We start from the raw sequence: 16,255 nt of genomic DNA on the forward strand, positions 1-16,255 counted from the left end.
TTTCTGTGACTGAAAAAAACTGTCACGACGCGGCTCTTTCACCTTTTGACAACGGTACTTTCCGATTTCATGTTTAATCTGTATAGTCTCCCTTAAGAAAAGATAGTGATCATTGTTTAAGCCGTATAATTCATTGAAAATCGTATTGTATCCAGAGGGCAGGCCTTTCGTTATAGTTTGAATATGTCGCCAGACGAAAGCGTTTCAATTTCTGAAAAGGGAGGCCCTATGATCATGAATAAAAGAAGACAAAGAACGGCAGCGGCTCTGATGTCCGTTACTCTGGCAGCCGGATTAATCGCTGGATGCAGCAAGGGGGAGGCACCTCCGGCAGTTCAACCGTCGGATTCCGGCGGGGCGCCGAAGGAAGTGAACTATCCGGAGAAGCTCACATATTGGGCAGGGATGGGGAATGCCGGTTCCGTCCTGAAGAGCTTCAATGAAATGGGCGCTTATAAAGAGATGGAGAAAATTACCGGAACGAAGGTGGAATTCCAGCATCCCCCGTCCGGGCAAGAAGCCGACCAATTCAACCTGATGCTCGCGTCAGGCAAGCTGCCCGATATCATTGAATATAACTGGGCTTCGGTGGCCAAGGGTCCGGATAACGCGATCAAGGAAAAGCGAATTATCCGATTGAATGAGCTGATTGAGGAGCATGCTCCCAATCTGACCAAAATCTTGAATGAGCACCCGGAGTGGAAGAAATTGATTACGACGGATGAAGGTAATATTTATGTATTTCCGTTCATTCGCGGGCATGAGGAGCTGCTGACCTTCCATGGTCCGGTCATCCGCAAAGATTGGCTCGACAAGGTCAATCTGCCGGTGCCCAAGACGATAGACGATTGGGAGAAAGCGCTGACTGCCTTCCGGGATCAGGATCCTAACGGTAACGGCCAGAAGGATGAGATTCCGTTCCTTCTAACGATGGGAGATATTAATGTCGGCCATGCCTTTATCGGCGCCTGGGGGATTACGACCGAATTTTATCAGGATAACGGGACGGTCAAGTACGGACCCATTCAACCGGAGTACAAGGAATTCCTAACCCTGATGAACCGGTGGTATAAGGAAGGACTGATTGACAAGGATTACGCCACGACAGACTCCAAGCTGAAGGATGCCAAGATGACCGGAGATCAATTGGGCTCCATCGTAACCTATAACGGAAGCGGTATCGGACGGTATACCAGTCTGATGAAGGATTCCAAGCCCGATTTCACACTGATAGGTACGACCTATCCGGTTCTTAAGGAAGGAGATAAAGCACTCGGTCAAATGGATTTTCCCTTCAGGGGAGATGGAGGCGCCATTTCCGCAACAGCCAAAAATCCGGAGGAGCTGGTCAAATGGATGGACTTCCGGTATGGAGAGCAGGGGCATATGCTGTTTAACTTCGGGGTCGAGGGAGAGAGCTATGTCATGGAGAACGGATACCCGAAGTATACGGATTTGATTATGAATAACCCGGACAAATTGCCCATTACCCAAGCGATGGCCAAATATTTTGTAGCAAGCTGGTCCGGACCGATCATTCAGGATGTTCGCTATCAGGAGCAATACCTGTCGCTGGATGTCCAGAAGGAAGCGATCAAAAACTGGATGGACGCCGATCATTCCAAGCTGCTGCCCCCGATAACAAGGACAGCGGACGAAAGCTCCAGATATTCGTCCATCATGAACGATATTAATACCTACAAGACCGAAATGATTGACAAATTCATTATGGGTGCGGAGCCCCTCGATCGTTTTGATGACTTTGTCAATACTCTCAAGGGAATGGGGATTGAGGAAGCCATTAAAATTCAACAGGCGGCCCTGGAACGCTTCAATCAGAGATAAGGATTGCTGCTGTTTGTGTCCGTGTCGGGGCTGCCCCGTCACGGACCCTTTCCCGGAAGACCGGATCATTTCACCTACATCCTGATTACAGCAATAAGGGAGGCTGAGTATGGCTGAAGTAGTTAGAGGAAAACCAGCCGGAACAGCGAAGGATAAGACGCGTTTTCGTTATCGGGTCGTCCGTGACTTCAAGATGAACAAGTACGTCTACTTGATGCTGCTTCCTGTCGTTCTATACTATGCTGTCTTTCACTATGGCCCTATGTACGGAGTGCAAATCGCCTTTAAAGACTACTCTCCGACGCTGGGATTCTGGGGCAGCCCCTGGGTCGGCTTTAAATATTTTCAAGATTTTTTCAACAGCTTTTATTTTTGGAGACTGATCCGCAATACGATATTGCTGAGTGTTTATGAGCTGATTTTCGCCTTTCCGGCGCCGATCCTTCTCGCCCTTCTGTTGAACGAGGTTCGCAACCGGCTGTTTAAGCGTGCGGTTCAGACGATCACCTATATTCCGCATTTCATCTCGATTGTCGTCATAGCGGGGATGATGGTAGACTTCCTGGCGCGTGACGGGCTGATCAACAACCTGCTGGCCTGGTTTGGAATGGAAGCGATTCCGTATCTGCGGCAGCCGGAATGGTTCCGGACGATTTACATCAGTTCGGGAATCTGGCAAGGAGTAGGCTGGGGGACCATTATTTATTTGGCGGCCATCTCCAATATCGATCCTTCCCTGTACGAAGCCGCACGAGTGGATGGAGCCAACCGGTGGAGGCAGACGATTCATATTACGATTCCCGGCATGCTGCCCACGATCATTATTTTGCTGATTCTGCAGATGGGGAATCTGATGACCGTCGGGACGGAGAAAATACTGCTGCTGTACAATTCCGCCACGTATGAGACCGCCGATGTCATCGGTACCTTCGTTTACCGCAAGGGGCTTCTGGAGTCGAACTACAGCTACAGTGCGGCGATCGGTCTGTTCAACTCGGTCATAAACTTTACTCTACTGGTGCTTGCGAATACGATCAGCAAACGTACGACGGAGACCAAATTGTGGTAGGAGGGGTGCTTGATGAATAGACCGACGATAGGGGAGCGGATCTTTGATTTTTTCAACTCGTTATTTATGATCTTGCTGTGCCTCGCTACCTTGTATCCGTTCCTGTACGTGCTGATCGCTTCGTTAAGCGACCCGGCATGGGCAGTACAGCAGCGGGGATTGATCTGGTTTCCCCATGGATTCAACCTGGATGCGTATAAGCTGGTTTTCGACAACCCGATGATCAAGACCGGTTATATGAATACTCTGTTTATCGTTGTTGTCGGGACGGCTATTAACGTTTTCATGACGGCGTTGGGAGCCTATGGACTTTCCCGGCAAAATGTGATGTGGAAAAACCCGATTATGTTTTTTATCGTTTTTACAATGTTTTTCTCCGGCGGGCTGATTCCTACCTACCTGCTGGTGACTAATCTGGGGATGCTAGATACTTTATGGGCGCTCATTATTCCCGGTGCGGTCAGCGCCTTCAATCTGATCATTATGAGAACATCGTTCCAGGGAATACCGATCAGCCTGGAGGAATCGGCTAAGCTGGACGGCGCCAATGATTTTACGGTGCTTTTTCGAATCATTCTGCCGCTCTCCATGCCGGTTGTGGCCGTCATGATATTGTTCTATGGGGTAGGGCATTGGAATTCCTGGTTCAGCGCGATGATTTATTTGAGAAACCGTGAATTATTTCCGCTTCAGCTTGTCTTGAGAGAGATTCTGATTACGAACAGCACGGACAGCATGATGACCAGTGTCGGCGCCGCCGATAAAATGCCGATTGGCGAAACGATCAAGTACGCGACCATCATTGTCGCTACGATTCCGATTCTCCTGCTCTATCCGTTCCTGCAGAAGTATTTTGTCAAAGGGGTTATGATTGGGGCTATTAAGGAGTAATCCGATTTGATAGAATGATTAATGAAAATAACAGAATAAGGTGTGATAAAGGCATGTGGAAGCAAGCCATTGAGGATGCCGTTCAGAAGATTAGGAAAAATATCGAAGGCCACCCCGGACTCTTTCCTCATATTACAGAAGGAAACCGCTATCAATGGGGGGAGAACAACGATTGGATCGAAGGCTTCTATACCGGGATGATCTGGCTTTCCTATCAATATACAGGGGATGAATTTTTTAAAAAAGCGGCGGAAGAGCAGGTGCAGAATTTCCGCGAACGGCTGGATAACAATGTGGCGCTTGATCACCATGACATCGGATTTTTGTATTCGCTGTCATCGAAGGCCGGGTGGATTATTGCGAAGGACGAGGAAGCCCGCCAATTGACACTGAGAGCGGCCGATAAATTAATGCAGAGATGGCGCCCCGCCGGCCAATATATACAGGCATGGGGCCCGGAAGGAGATCCTAAGAACGGCGGACGGATCATCATTGACTGTATGCTGAACCTGCCCCTTCTTTATTGGGCTTACGAGCAGACGGGGGACCCGAAGTACCGGGATATCGCTATAATTCATGCGGAGAAGAGCAGGCGCTATCTTGTGCGCGGCGACGATTCTTCCTATCATACGTTCTATTTTAACCAGGAGGATGGAACACCCATCGGCGGGGGCACCCATCAGGGATACCATGATGGTTCGACCTGGACGCGAGGCCAGGCCTGGGGAATATATGGCTTCGCGCTATCGTACCGTTATACCCGTAATCCGCTGTTCCTGGAAACGTCCCGAAGGCTCGCCCGCTATTTCGACAAGCATCTGCCGGAAGATCAGGTAGCCTATTGGGATTTCGACGCTCCGACCGAGGAAGGGACTCCGCGCGACAGCTCCGCATCGGCTATCGCTGCAGCGGGTGTGCTTGAGCTGGCCGAGCATCTGGATGAGAAGGACCCGGACAAAGCGTTCTTCCAGGATGCGGCCGTAAGATGGATGGCTTCGCTGGTGCGAAATTATTCTACGATGAGCATGCCGGAAGCGGAAGGCTTGCTCCTGCATGGCTCTTATCATGTTCGAGGGGACCGGGGGCCTGATGATTTCATGATCTGGGGCGATTACTACTATTTGGAAGCCTTGATGCGTATGGAAAGAGGATTGAAAGGATACTGGTACGAGTAAAGCTCGTGGCCCGGAGGCAGGGATGGAAATCCGCTTCCGGGCCATAATTTTGTTAAGTGCCGCGACTTCCCGCAAAGTTACGCCGTAGGGCCGCCATGCTCCTGAAATTTGACTTTGTAAACGACCATGAAGTTTTCCGAATGCAGCTCTTCTCCGGCGATTTTGTAATCAATGCTGTAAACCGTATCTTCGGACAAGGTTCTGAGGAAATTGTTCAGCTCTTCTTTATCGTCGAAAGTTTTAACCTGAAGGACCATGTGAATTCCACCTTATGTTGATATTTATTGAAAAAGATCTCCTGTTACATTTTATCCAACAATGGGTCCCCTTATCCGATCGTGATGTCACGACAACCTTTCGTAATTAAATGATACCGCTTACCGAGCGGTTATGGCATAATGAATTTAGATTATTGCCTATTCTACTAATATAAAGGGGAAATGCAGTATGCTGATTTCGCAGAATGAGGTTGTGTTGTTCCAGGGCGACAGCATTACGGATACGTCGCGCAACCGGGATAACCCGAATGATCTGGGCAAAGGCTACGCCATGATGGCCGCCGGATTGTTTAATTCTATGTTTCCGGAGATGGGGGTTACTTTCCTCAATCGCGGAATAAGCGGTAACCGGGTCAAGGATCTTCAAGACCGCTGGCAGGAGGATTGTCTGGATCTGAAGCCCACTTTGGTTTCCATATACATAGGAATAAATAACACATGGAGAAAATTTGACCGTAACGATCCAACGAGTGCGGAAGATTTTGAAGCCGGGCTAAGGGATTTGCTTGTGCAGACGAGAGACAAGCTTGGAGCCAAGCTGATGCTCATTGAGCCGTTCGTGCTCCCCGTGCCTGAAGACCGGAAGAGCTGGCGGACGGACCTAGATCCGAAGATTCATATCGTGAGGGAGCTGGCCCGTGAATTCAAGGCTGTGCTCGTTCCGCTGGACGGATTATTCGCACAGGCATCAACCCGCGCGGATGCAGCCTTCTGGGCTCCGGACGGCGTTCATCCTTCGCCCGCAGGTCATGCTCTTATCGCCAGAGCTTGGCTGCAAGCGGCCGGTGTCCAGTTCCCATAAATAAACCCGTCAAATGGACGTGCAGCCTTCGAAGCTATTCCGTCCGCACTCCAGCGGAATCGGTGGTCTAAATCTTCCGCTAACGCGGCCGCTTTTCTTTGCGGGGGGCCTTTAAAAACCTGCAAAGTGACGTATGACCTTGGAAGCTAATTCACTTAACCTGCAAAGTGGCGTACAGCCTTCGAAACTTAATCACTTTGCAAGGAGGCCTTATAAATTCCCGATTCCCGCAAAGTGCGTGCAGCCTTCTAGGTGTATTCGGAGTACTTTGCGTGAAGCCCCGAAATTCCCATAAAAATAAAGGAGGAGCGCTATGCTCCTCCGTTTCTATATGATTATCCGAACAGCTTGGGGAGATTCTCCTGGTAGGAAGGACGAATGATGCCTTTTTCAGTAATGATAGCCGTAACATATTCGTTCGGCGTTACATCGAAGGCCGGGTTGAATACTTTGATTCCTTGCGGAGCGGTTCTTCTGCCGAAGCCTTCCGTAACTTCCCTCTCATGACGTTCCTCGATAGGGATGAGGTCTCCAGTCGGAGTATTCATGTCAATCGTTGATAGTGGACATGCGACGTAGAAAGGAATATTATGCGCCTTGGCCAGTACAGCGAGCCCGTAGGTGCCGATCTTATTAGCCACGTCGCCATTGGCCGCTACCCGGTCCGTGCCGACTATAACGGCCTGTACCCAGCCCTTGGACATGACCATCGCCGCCATATTATCGCATATCAGGGTCACATCGATTCCGGCCTGCTGCAGCTCGAAGGCGGTTAGGCGCGCCCCTTGCAGCACCGGACGGGTCTCGTCAGCGAACACCTTCAGGTTCCAGCCCTGGGCCTTGGCCAGGTAGAATGGAGCGAGCGCCGTTCCATATCTTGCGGTTGCCAGACCTCCTGCATTGCAGTGGGTAAGCACGCCCATTCCATCCTCGAAGAGGGAGAGCGCATGCTCACCAATCAGCCGGCAGGTCGTCTCGTCCTCCGCTTGAATGTCCTGCGCTTCCTTGAGAACAAGCTGCTTGAGCTGCTCTACACGGTCGCCGCCTTCCGTTGAAGCGGAAGCCGCTGCGGTCCACTCCGCCGTCCCGCTGCGGATCCGGTCCAGCGCCCAGAACAGATTGACGGCTGTCGGCCTGGAGGTAGCCAGCCGGTCGGCTACTTCGTTAATCTTCAACTCGAGATTGTGCAGCCGCTCCCGCTCACTATCGCCCGCCGGCTCATAGCCCCGAATACCGAGGTAAACGCCATAGGCGGCCGCGATACCGATTGCCGGAGCCCCTCTCACCTTCATGGAGAAGATAGCTTCCCAAACCTCCTCCGCTTCGTTCAGGGAGAGGAAAACAATTTGCTCCGGAAGCAATCTCTGGTCCAGCATCTCCAGATGCTCTCCGGTCCAGCGCAGGGAAGCCAGTTCACGCGGCTCTTGCCCCGCGGCATCCGAAAAATTCGTTCTATTCATGCCTATAACCTTCTTTCACGACCATTGGTGATAACGAGTAACTATTATAGCAATTATTTGGCGTATTGTTCAGCGATAGCAATAACTTCTTCAATAGATTCGGCCTTGCGGTTAAGCTTGATCAGCGCTTTACCGATGTTCAGGGCGATCGTCTCCGCATGGGCCCGCACCTGCGGATCCGCTATCGTGTCTATATCGGCTACATGCGCCAGCCCGACGATGCGGCGGACCATCTTACATCCGGCGAAACCGATCGTGTCTCTCAGAATTTTCTTCATATAGAGGTCCCGATATCCTGGGGTGCGCGCCATTCGGTCGACATTGTCCCGCTCCCACAGCTGCACAAAATTACGGGAGAAGTGGCCCCACACATCACGGACGGTGTCCAGCAAGTATTGGCGGAATTCGGAGCGTTGGCCCGCATCCTTTATCCAGCCTTCCTGACCGGCGTAATTAAGCAGCAGATTGGCGACTACCGCGCCGATGTCGAAGCCCATAGGGCCATAATAGGCAAATTCCGGATCGATCATCTTGGTGGATTCCGGAGTAATAAAGATGCTTCCCGTATGCAAATCTCCATGCAGAAGGGCTTCGGCGTGGGTGAGGAAGGACTCTCTCAGCAATGCTACCTCCAAATGCAGCTCTTCATCCCGCCACAGCTTCTCCACCTCTTCACGAATAAGAGGATTGTAATTATTATTGCTGGAGTCGGTATACGGATCATCGAAAATGAGATCCTCCGTAATTTTGCACAGTTCCGGGTTAACGAATCTCTTGACCTGCTGCTTCTTAGCCTGCTGATTCATTCCGAGATCGGAAGTGTAGAACAGGGTATGCGCCATAAATTTACCCACATGCTCGGCAAAAAGCGGGTACCGGTTGCCTTCAATTAAGCCTTTGCGCATGATGATATGATCACTAAGGTCCTCCATGACGGTCAGAGCCAGCTCTTGATCGAAGGCATAGACGTGCGGGACAAGCCCGGGGCAGAGAGACTCCTGAAGCTGAAGAGCCTCGCTCTCGATCCGCGCCCGGTCCAGCGTGAGCGGCCACGATTCTCCGACAACCTTGGCGTAAGGCAGGGCCTGTTTCATAATAACGCTTGCTCCGCTCCTCGAATCTTTTATATGAAAGACAAGATTCAAATTGCCGTCGCCGATTTCGCGTACTTGCAAGTCTGCGTTCTCGGGAAATATGCCCGGCAAATTAGCAGCGTACCGGATTGCTTCTTCCAGCGATAGGGAATGATAGGACATCGGGATTCCTCCTTGTATAAATAAAGTTTGATTCGAATGCCGGTCAACGGACAATTCCAAATCTTTTGTCTATAGTATATGACAGAATGGCCCGTTAGGGGAGATTTAATTTTCAAGAGAACAGGTAGGAATACAATGAATTTGTAATTGAATCAATAGCTTGCGATGTTTAGGCGCCTTCCATTTGCTTTATTCCGACCTATAACCCTATAATGGGGTATGCATGGAAATTGCAGGGGGCAGATCTTTGTCGGGCATCGTGCAGAAGCTTCAGAAAGGGAAGTTCGTTCAAGTCATCCGGCTTGCTTTAATTTAATGTTGTTAAAATAAACGGTACACACTTTATTGATTTGTGGAAGTAAGCTATAATATAAGTTACAATGAGAATCACTGATTATCATTTAGAATAATTATCATCAAAAAATCAATATAACTGTGGAGGTAATGGTTACATGTCAAACGCAGTCAAATTTACTATAGACGGATTGAAGGCAACCGTCGAGGGGAAAGAAATTCTCAAGGGAGTTAATCTGGAAATCAAGGGTGGAGAAGTCCATGCGGTTATGGGACCGAATGGTACGGGGAAGAGTACGCTCGCTTCCACTTTGATGGGCCATCCCAAATATGAAGTTACCGGCGGAAGTGTTACTTTAGACGGTCAGGATGTATTGGAAATGGAAGTGGACGAAAGAGCAAGAGCCGGAATGTTCCTGGCCATGCAGTATCCAAGCGAAATTTCCGGTGTGACCAATTCCGATTTCTTGCGCAGCGCAATCAATGCCCGTCGTGAGGAAGGCGATGAAATTTCTCTCATCAAATTCATTCGCCAAATGGAAGGCAAGATGAAAGAACTGGAGATGAATCCGGAGTTTGCTCACCGGTATCTGAATGAAGGGTTTTCCGGCGGAGAGAAGAAGAGAAACGAAATTTTACAGATGATGATGCTCGATCCTCGTCTCGTCATTCTGGACGAGGTGGATTCCGGCCTCGATATCGACGCACTCCGCATTGTAGCGAACGGAGTCAACTCGATGCGCAGCGAAGAACGCGGCTTCCTCATCATTACCCACTATCAGCGTTTGCTGTCTTATATCAAACCGGATTATGTCCATGTCATGATGCAAGGTCGCATTGTCAAGTCCGGAGGACCTGAGCTTGCCGAACGCCTGGAGAAAGACGGCTACGATTGGGTTAAGGAAGAGCTTGGTATTGTAGACGAAACGGTTGGTCAGGAAGCCTAAGCTACTGACTGTTCGAATTAAGTCGGCCGCAGGCCGCCATGAACCCGGTTCACTGATTTTTCTTCAATAACACGATTCGTAACAAGATCGGATAAAGCAAAGAAGAAGCTTGCAGTCGGCAAGCTGGCAGGAGGAATATAGATGAGTACGCAGACCATTCTTCCAATCGACCGCAATTCCGTTATCGAGCATTCCAGGGTCAATAACGAACCCGAATGGATGACGAACCTTCGTTTGCAGGCGCTGGAATTGGCAGGACAATTGGAATACCCTAAATTAGAGAAGACGAGAATCGACCGCTGGAATTTAGAATCGCTGCATTCCCATGCCCAAGCGGGCAAGAGTCAGGTGATTCAGGAGATTCCCGAAGCGGCTAAGTCCTTGATGGACGAACAGACCGGCCCGCTTGTTTTTCTTAACAGCTCGGGGGAGGTATTCAGCCGGCTTCCCGAAGAACTGGCTTCGCAAGGCGTCATTTTCACAGACCTGAATACGGCCATCCAGAAGCATGCCGATTTGGTACAACCGTATTTTATGAAGGCAGTTACGATTGAAGAGCATAAATTTGCGGCTTTGCACGCGGCTTCCTGGAGCGGAGGAGTCTTCCTCTACGTTCCTAAGAATGTAACGGCTGAAATCCCGTTCCAATCCTTCTTCTTGGCGGACAGCGTGAATGCGGCTTACTCTTCGCACATTTTAATTGTGGCGGAAGACAACAGCTCTGTCATCTTTACGGACAGCCTGGTATCCCGCGAGCAGGAAGGAGAGCAGGTCTCCAACGTCGTCGTGGAAGTGTTTGTGAAGCAGGGGGCGAAGGTTCATTTCTCCTCAGTACATCAGATGGGAGAACGGACGGTTGACATTGCTTACCGCAGGGCGGTAGTGGAGAAGGACGGCTCTATCGAGTGGGTTGTCGGAGAGATGAATAATGGCAACGGAATATCGGACACCACTTCGCTTCTTAAAGGGGAAGGCTCCTTCTCCGATGCCAAAGTAATTTGTGTCGGGGTGAAAGCACAATCGTTGAATTTGACCACCCGTGCCGTTCATATCGGCAAGCGCACGACCAGCGAGATGAGCACTCGCGCAGTCATGCGTGATGAAGCGACAGCGATCATCAACGGGGTTACGAAAATCGAGAAAGGCGCAACCGGTGCTAACGGGGAGCAAGCGGAGCAGATTCTGATGCTCAGCCCGCAAGCCCGCGGGGATGCCAATCCGATATTGTTAATCGATGAAGATGAGGTTATGGCGGGCCACGCGGCCAGCGTTGGCCAGGTCAATCCGGAGCATATCCATTATTTGATGACGCGTGGAATCAGCAGGCAAGACGCAGAGAGATTGATTATCTACGGATTCCTCGCTCCTATCGTCTCTCAGATTCCGTTGGAGAAGCTGGAGCAGCGCCTGCGTCAAGTCGTTGAAAGGAAGCTGCGATAATGAGTCTCTTACAGGTTCGCGAGCTGTTCCCCATTCTGAATCAGGAAGTGAATGGTCACCCCTTGGTTTATTTGGACAGCGCCGCCAGTTCACAGAAGCCGACTCCGGTCATAGAAGCGCTCAAACGCTATTACGAAATGGACAATGCTAACGTGCACCGGGGAGTGCATACTCTCGGTTCCAGGGCTACCGATGCCTATGAAGGGGCGCGTGACAAGGTAAGACAATTTATCAATGCGAAATCCAGCGAGGAAATTATTTTTACACGCGGGACAACTACGGCCATTAACCTGGTGGCCAGCAGCTATGCCCGCAGTGTTTGCGGAGAAGGCGATGAAATTGTCCTTACTCCGATGGAGCATCACAGCAATCTCATTCCGTGGCAGCAGGTGGCCAAAGCGACTGGAGCTACGCTGAAATATATTCCGATGGAACCGGACGGAACGATCCGTCTGGAGAATGTGGAGAACACCATCACCGACAATACCCGCATCGTTGCCATAACTTATGTGTCCAACGTGCTAGGGGTGATTAATCCGATTGAGGACATTGCGAGAATAGCTCACCGTCATGGGGCCAAAGTGCTGGTGGACGGGGCCCAGAGCACGCCTCATATGAAGGTCGATGTCCAGCAATTGGATTGTGACTTCTATGCATTTTCCGGCCATAAAATGTGTGGGCCTACCGGAATTGGGGCACTGTATGGGAAGAAGGAATTGCTCGAGCAGATGGAGCCGATCGAATTCGGCGGCGAAATGATCGACCATGTGGACTTGTACGAGTCCACATGGAAGGAGCTTCCCTGGAAGTTCGAAGGAGGAACTCCCATTATTGCCGGCGCCGTCGGAATGGCCGCCGCGATCGACTTCCTGAGCGATATCGGAATGGAGAATATCGAGAAGCATGAGAAATCGCTCGCCGCGGCGGCATGGGATCGGATGTCCGAAGTGGAGGATCTGGTCATTTACGGCCCTTCTTCCGATCGGGCTGGGCTGATTACCTTTAACCTGGGAGATATCCACCCGCATGATGTCGCAACGGTTCTGGATTCCCAAGGGGTGGCGATTCGCGCCGGGCATCACTGCTGCCAGCCTCTTATGCGGCAGTTGAACGTTTCGGCAACGGCCCGGGCCAGCTTCTATCTCTACAATACGGAAGAAGATATCGATCGCTTGGTTAAAGCTTTAATAAAAACAAAGGAGTACTTTGATCATGCAATTGGATGATTTATACCGCAGAGTGATTATGGACCATTATAAAAACCCGCGAAACCGCGGAAGCTTCGAAGATGGCGGTATAACGATTGATCTGAATAACCCCAGCTGCGGCGACCGGATCTCCCTGCAATTGAAGCTTGAGGATGGAATCGTTAAAGGCGCGCGTTTTCTGGGGGAAGGATGTTCAATCAGCTTATCCTCGGCGTCTATGATGACCGATGCGATCAAAGGAAAGAGCTTCGAAGAAGCGCTGGCTATGGCGGAGAACTTCTCCAATCTGATGAAGGGGGAGGACGTCGAATTTGAATACGAGGATATTGAGGCACTCTCGGGTGTCAACAAGTTCCCGGCACGGATCAAATGTGCGACTCTCGCCTGGAATGCCCTGCGCAAAGGAATTGACAAGGCCAATCAATAACCGTTTATAAATATTACCCAATATGGGAGGGAATCGAAGATGGCTAAGAAAATGCCTGAACTGGAAGAGTATAAATATGGTTTCCGCGACGAGCATAAGGCCGTTTTCCAAACTGGAAAAGGGTTGTCCAAGGAAATCGTAACCGAAATCTCCCGCATGAAGAATGAGCCGGAATGGATGCTGGAATTCCGTCTTAAATCTTTGGAGCAGTTTCTCAAGATGCCTATGCCGAGATGGGGCGGGAATCTGGATGAACTCGATTTCGATGATATCCAATACTATGTCAAGCCTTCCGAGAAGCAAGGGAAGACTTGGGAAGAGGTTCCGGCGGAAATTAAGGAAACCTTCGACAAGCTCGGAATTCCGGAAGCGGAGCAGAAGTTTCTGGCGGGAGTTTCCGCTCAGTACGAGTCCGAGGTTGTATACCACAATATGCAAAAGGATTTGGAAGACCAAGGCGTTATCTTCATGGATACCGACTCCGCTCTCAAAGAGCACCCGGAATTGTTCCGCAAATATTTCGGTACGGTCGTTCCTCCGTCCGATAACAAGTTTGCAGCTTTGAACAGCGCTGTATGGTCCGGGGGAAGCTTTATCTATGTACCTAAGGGCGTCAAATGCGAAATTCCGCTGCAAGCCTACTTCCGGATCAACTCCGAAAATATGGGTCAGTTCGAGAGAACGCTCATTATCGCGGATGAGGACAGCTTCGTCCATTACGTAGAAGGATGTACCGCGCCGATTTACAGCACGAACTCCTTGCACAGCGCAGTGGTTGAAATTCTCTGCCTCAAGAACTCCCGTGTCCGCTATACGACGATTCAGAACTGGGCTCCGAACATTTATAACCTGGTGACGAAGCGTGCCGTTGCGGAAGAGAACGCCAATATGGAGTGGGTAGACGGCAACATCGGGTCGAAACTGACGATGAAATACCCGGCAGTCATCTTGAAGGGACGCGGAGCGAAAGGTTCGGTTCTGTCCATTGCCGTAGCCGGCCGCGGACAGCATCAGGATGCCGGGGCGAAGATGCATCATCTGGCTCCGGAAACGACTTCGACGATCGTATCCAAGTCCATCAGCAAGCACGGAGGAAAAGTATCCTATCGCGGTCTGACTTCCTTCGGACGGAATTCCCAAGGGTCCAAAGCGAATATCGAATGCGATACGCTGATTATGGATAAGGAGTCTACCTCCGATACGATTCCTTATAACGAAATCAAGAACGATAACGTTACTCTGGAGCATGAGGCGAGAGTATCCAAAGTTTCCGAGGAGCAGCTCTTCTACTTGATGAGCCGCGGCCTGTCGGAAGAGGAAGCTACACAAATGATCGTAATGGGCTTCATCGAGCCGTTTACGAAGGAGCTTCCAATGGAATACGCCGTAGAGATGAACCGTTTGATTAAGTTCGAGATGGAAGGCTCTATCGGGTAACATCTTACAAACCTATCGGCCGGAATCGTTTGTGCCGCTCGTATAATGAAGGAGGCGAACTTTAAAGTTCGCCTCCTTTTAATTTTCTTTAATAATCGGTGATTGGAATTCAAGTGGGGACGAAGGTTATTTTTACAATAGGATTTGGACGAAGATACCAACAACACCTATACTAAAACACACTATCCCGCCAAAGCGTGTATTCCATAGATAGAGGTCTGATGGTTCGGTAGCATCCCTAGATGTCCACTTTTCAGTAAGATTCCAGAGCAGCTCAGTCTTGAAAAACATTAATAATCCTGCAAGGATAAGAAAAATGCTCATGAAAATCATAGAAATCAAGCCCCCTGGCTTATAACGGATTTATAATAATTACGGATCGGCGAGAAATAGGTTCCTTTAGAAAATTAAATAACAATATTCCAAAGCTTTTAGACTTCGGAATATTGCAAAAATCAATTGATGAAATTCCCCGCGTATCCTCGAAAGAACCCTAAAGGGGTATTTTCCTAAAGATCTATAAGATTAACAGGGGATCAAAATAGATCGTAAAACACTTCCATTGCGTATGCGTCCCATAAATTTCCTGATAGCGCTTTAGGCTGTCCTCAAGGAAGCTTTCCGTAACCTCCAGGTATTCGGCAAGCTCATATCGATTGTGAATCCCTTGCTTATGGGCCTGTACGAAGGAGGAAAGAGGGATTAGTTTTCTGTAGGCCCAGGTCCGTGCCCTTTGTTCCTGCTTGCGGTTAGGAATGGAGCTTTGGTCCAGTATATTGCCGATGGATGTGTGATAATGCCCGTTCTCTTCGGCAAGAATACATGCTTTTTCGGTGCTTGTCGGTATGCTCTTATTGATCCAAATTACGTTATCTGCGTACAGTCCCTTAATGGTGGAGGGCATGTCCACTTCGAAAACTCTCGCTTCGGTCTCCTTAAGAAGCTTGTCATACAGCATGCAATCACCCCTGTGGCTTGCGTTGAGATTTTACAAACTCCTTAAACTTGCGGATCGTCTCCAATTCTTCTGCGGTCCAATCTTCTCCGTCATGATGAGCGGCGATCGTTTGGATGCTGCCGTTGTCATTAGCCGCCATCTCCTCCAAATCCTCAATGGTAATCCCTAGCGCCCGGCACACTTTGATTACGTTATTTACAGATGCTCCTCCCACACCCCGCATTAATATGGACCTTAGCGTTGTATAGGGTATACCTGCTTTTTCAGCAAAAGCCTTAGTATTTAAACCGGTTTGATCGATCAATTTTTTCAATACTTCCGCTCTTTTCACCATTGAATCCCCTTTTCAATCAATATACGGAATTCCGTACTTGTATCCTAATTATACTTGTTTGTAACTGAAAAAGAAATGTTCAATTGCGTAATTTTATTTATTTTTTATGTTGACTTAATACGAAATTGAGTATATCATGAACTTGTAATACGAAATTGAATACCAAAAGGGGTGAGAATGTTTCTAACTTAAAATCGGAAGGGGAGAACAGCGCAATACGAGGGAGAATTCTCTAAAGAATTAGCGCAGCAAAGAGCCCGGAAGGTCAGTTATGCAGCATCGTCGGATTTTTCCGAGCTAGCTTAGGAGGTCAGAATTGAAGGCCTTGATGGCCACAACGAGGACAAATTGTTAAAGTAAACCTAAATTTCGAAAGCCCGTAATATCAAACACTGAATATAGTGGATCTGCCTCGCGGACTGTAAAAAAGTGGA

At 49.5% G+C, this 16,255-nt stretch carries 16 protein-coding genes; 10 read left to right on the plus strand and 6 right to left on the minus strand.

Going from position 1 to position 16,255, the window contains the following annotated elements; translation table 11 throughout:
• Positions 1 to 234 precede the first annotated feature (234 nt).
• The 4 genes from FS806_RS23375 to FS806_RS23390 all read left to right on the plus strand — a co-directional run bounded on the left by FS806_RS23375 (position 235) and on the right by FS806_RS23390 (position 4,980).
• Complete coding sequence (locus FS806_RS23375) at positions 235 to 1,845, plus strand: extracellular solute-binding protein (RefSeq protein ID WP_144941495.1); 1,611 nt, start codon at positions 235 to 237, stop codon at positions 1,843 to 1,845.
• A 109-nt stretch (positions 1,846 to 1,954) separates the two neighbouring features.
• Positions 1,955 to 2,914: an ABC transporter permease gene (locus FS806_RS23380; protein ID WP_144941497.1), complete on the plus strand. Its 960-nt coding sequence runs from the start codon at positions 1,955 to 1,957 to the stop codon at positions 2,912 to 2,914.
• A gap of 12 nt (positions 2,915 to 2,926) precedes the next feature.
• Positions 2,927 to 3,805: a carbohydrate ABC transporter permease gene (locus FS806_RS23385; protein ID WP_144941499.1), complete on the plus strand. Its 879-nt coding sequence runs from the start codon at positions 2,927 to 2,929 to the stop codon at positions 3,803 to 3,805.
• A 53-nt stretch (positions 3,806 to 3,858) separates the two neighbouring features.
• Positions 3,859 to 4,980: a glycoside hydrolase family 88 protein gene (locus tag FS806_RS23390; RefSeq protein WP_144941501.1), complete on the plus strand. Its 1,122-nt coding sequence runs from the start codon at positions 3,859 to 3,861 to the stop codon at positions 4,978 to 4,980.
• Between the two features lie 77 nt (positions 4,981 to 5,057).
• On the opposite strand, the gene FS806_RS23395 is transcribed toward FS806_RS23390, so the two are convergent.
• A complete protein-coding gene (locus FS806_RS23395; RefSeq protein ID WP_144941503.1) occupies positions 5,058 to 5,237 on the minus strand; it encodes a hypothetical protein in 180 nt (59 codons plus the stop codon).
• A gap of 190 nt (positions 5,238 to 5,427) precedes the next feature.
• Here FS806_RS23395 and FS806_RS23400 point away from each other — a divergent pair, with 190 nt between their 5' ends.
• Positions 5,428 to 6,060 (plus strand): SGNH/GDSL hydrolase family protein, encoded by a 633-nt coding sequence (locus tag FS806_RS23400; RefSeq protein WP_144941506.1) that lies wholly within the window; start codon positions 5,428 to 5,430, stop codon positions 6,058 to 6,060.
• 335 nt (positions 6,061 to 6,395) lie between these two features.
• Here FS806_RS23400 and mtnA read toward each other — a convergent pair whose 3' ends face one another.
• Both mtnA and mtnK read right to left on the minus strand, forming a co-directional pair.
• Positions 6,396 to 7,520 carry an S-methyl-5-thioribose-1-phosphate isomerase gene (mtnA, locus tag FS806_RS23405; RefSeq protein WP_144941508.1) on the minus strand — a complete coding sequence of 375 codons (1,125 nt, stop codon included), beginning with the start codon at positions 7,518 to 7,520 and terminating at the stop codon, positions 6,396 to 6,398.
• 53 nt (positions 7,521 to 7,573) lie between these two features.
• On the minus strand, positions 7,574 to 8,776 hold the full coding sequence (gene mtnK, locus FS806_RS23410; protein ID WP_144941510.1) for an S-methyl-5-thioribose kinase: 1,203 nt from the start codon (positions 8,774 to 8,776) through the stop codon (positions 7,574 to 7,576).
• A 452-nt stretch (positions 8,777 to 9,228) separates the two neighbouring features.
• Here mtnK and sufC point away from each other — a divergent pair, with 452 nt between their 5' ends.
• From sufC to sufB, 5 genes are all read left to right on the plus strand, one after another.
• The gene (gene sufC / locus FS806_RS23415) at positions 9,229 to 10,017 is read left to right on the plus strand and encodes a Fe-S cluster assembly ATPase SufC (RefSeq protein ID WP_144941512.1); all 789 of its coding nucleotides are present in this window, start codon (positions 9,229 to 9,231) and stop codon (positions 10,015 to 10,017) included.
• Positions 10,018 to 10,158: 141 nt separating this feature from the next.
• Positions 10,159 to 11,457 (plus strand): Fe-S cluster assembly protein SufD, encoded by a 1,299-nt coding sequence (gene sufD, locus FS806_RS23420; protein WP_144941514.1) that lies wholly within the window; start codon positions 10,159 to 10,161, stop codon positions 11,455 to 11,457.
• Positions 11,457 to 12,683: a cysteine desulfurase gene (locus FS806_RS23425; protein WP_144941516.1), complete on the plus strand. Its 1,227-nt coding sequence runs from the start codon at positions 11,457 to 11,459 to the stop codon at positions 12,681 to 12,683. The genes sufD and FS806_RS23425 overlap by 1 nt, the downstream gene beginning before the upstream one ends.
• Positions 12,670 to 13,092 (plus strand): Fe-S cluster assembly sulfur transfer protein SufU, encoded by a 423-nt coding sequence (gene sufU / locus FS806_RS23430; RefSeq protein ID WP_144941518.1) that lies wholly within the window; start codon positions 12,670 to 12,672, stop codon positions 13,090 to 13,092. The genes FS806_RS23425 and sufU overlap by 14 nt, the downstream gene beginning before the upstream one ends.
• Before the next feature lie 39 nt (positions 13,093 to 13,131).
• Positions 13,132 to 14,529: a Fe-S cluster assembly protein SufB gene (gene sufB / locus FS806_RS23435; RefSeq protein ID WP_144941520.1), complete on the plus strand. Its 1,398-nt coding sequence runs from the start codon at positions 13,132 to 13,134 to the stop codon at positions 14,527 to 14,529.
• 132 nt (positions 14,530 to 14,661) lie between these two features.
• On the opposite strand, the gene FS806_RS27160 is transcribed toward sufB, so the two are convergent.
• From FS806_RS27160 to FS806_RS23450, 3 genes are all read right to left on the minus strand, one after another.
• The gene (locus FS806_RS27160) at positions 14,662 to 14,862 is read right to left on the minus strand and encodes a DUF6199 family natural product biosynthesis protein (protein WP_397348153.1); all 201 of its coding nucleotides are present in this window, start codon (positions 14,860 to 14,862) and stop codon (positions 14,662 to 14,664) included.
• Positions 14,863 to 15,046: 184 nt separating this feature from the next.
• Positions 15,047 to 15,487, minus strand: a complete 441-nt coding sequence (locus tag FS806_RS23445) for an ImmA/IrrE family metallo-endopeptidase (protein WP_144941522.1) — start codon at positions 15,485 to 15,487, stop codon at positions 15,047 to 15,049.
• A 4-nt stretch (positions 15,488 to 15,491) separates the two neighbouring features.
• Positions 15,492 to 15,821: a helix-turn-helix domain-containing protein gene (locus FS806_RS23450; protein ID WP_144941524.1), complete on the minus strand. Its 330-nt coding sequence runs from the start codon at positions 15,819 to 15,821 to the stop codon at positions 15,492 to 15,494.
• Between the last annotated feature and the right edge of the window lie 434 nt (positions 15,822 to 16,255).

Source organism: Paenibacillus sp. 32O-W, assembly GCF_007679495.1.
Lineage (GTDB): Bacteria > Bacillota > Bacilli > Paenibacillales > NBRC-103111 > Paenibacillus_L > Paenibacillus_L residui.

Bases quoted from the DNA above. Each gene is read 5' to 3' on its own strand.
- sufB (WP_144941520.1), top strand. From the start codon at position 13,132: ATGGCTAAGAAAATGCCTGAACTGGAAGAGTATAAATATGGTTTCCGC.
- FS806_RS23400 (WP_144941506.1), top strand. From the start codon at position 5,428: ATGCTGATTTCGCAGAATGAGGTTGTGTTGTTCCAGGGCGACAGCATT.
- mtnA (WP_144941508.1), bottom strand. From the start codon at position 7,520: ATGAATAGAACGAATTTTTCGGATGCCGCGGGGCAAGAGCCGCGTGAA.
- FS806_RS23385 (WP_144941499.1), top strand. From the start codon at position 2,927: ATGAATAGACCGACGATAGGGGAGCGGATCTTTGATTTTTTCAACTCG.
- FS806_RS23375 (WP_144941495.1), top strand. From the start codon at position 235: ATGAATAAAAGAAGACAAAGAACGGCAGCGGCTCTGATGTCCGTTACT.
- FS806_RS23390 (WP_144941501.1), top strand. From the start codon at position 3,859: ATGTGGAAGCAAGCCATTGAGGATGCCGTTCAGAAGATTAGGAAAAAT.
- FS806_RS27160 (WP_397348153.1), bottom strand. From the start codon at position 14,862: ATGATTTTCATGAGCATTTTTCTTATCCTTGCAGGATTATTAATGTTT.
- mtnK (WP_144941510.1), bottom strand. From the start codon at position 8,776: ATGTCCTATCATTCCCTATCGCTGGAAGAAGCAATCCGGTACGCTGCT.
- FS806_RS23450 (WP_144941524.1), bottom strand. From the start codon at position 15,821: ATGGTGAAAAGAGCGGAAGTATTGAAAAAATTGATCGATCAAACCGGT.
- FS806_RS23395 (WP_144941503.1), bottom strand. From the start codon at position 5,237: ATGGTCCTTCAGGTTAAAACTTTCGACGATAAAGAAGAGCTGAACAAT.
- sufC (WP_144941512.1), top strand. From the start codon at position 9,229: ATGTCAAACGCAGTCAAATTTACTATAGACGGATTGAAGGCAACCGTC.
- sufU (WP_144941518.1), top strand. From the start codon at position 12,670: ATGCAATTGGATGATTTATACCGCAGAGTGATTATGGACCATTATAAA.
- FS806_RS23425 (WP_144941516.1), top strand. From the start codon at position 11,457: ATGAGTCTCTTACAGGTTCGCGAGCTGTTCCCCATTCTGAATCAGGAA.
- FS806_RS23445 (WP_144941522.1), bottom strand. From the start codon at position 15,487: ATGCTGTATGACAAGCTTCTTAAGGAGACCGAAGCGAGAGTTTTCGAA.
- FS806_RS23380 (WP_144941497.1), top strand. From the start codon at position 1,955: ATGGCTGAAGTAGTTAGAGGAAAACCAGCCGGAACAGCGAAGGATAAG.
- sufD (WP_144941514.1), top strand. From the start codon at position 10,159: ATGAGTACGCAGACCATTCTTCCAATCGACCGCAATTCCGTTATCGAG.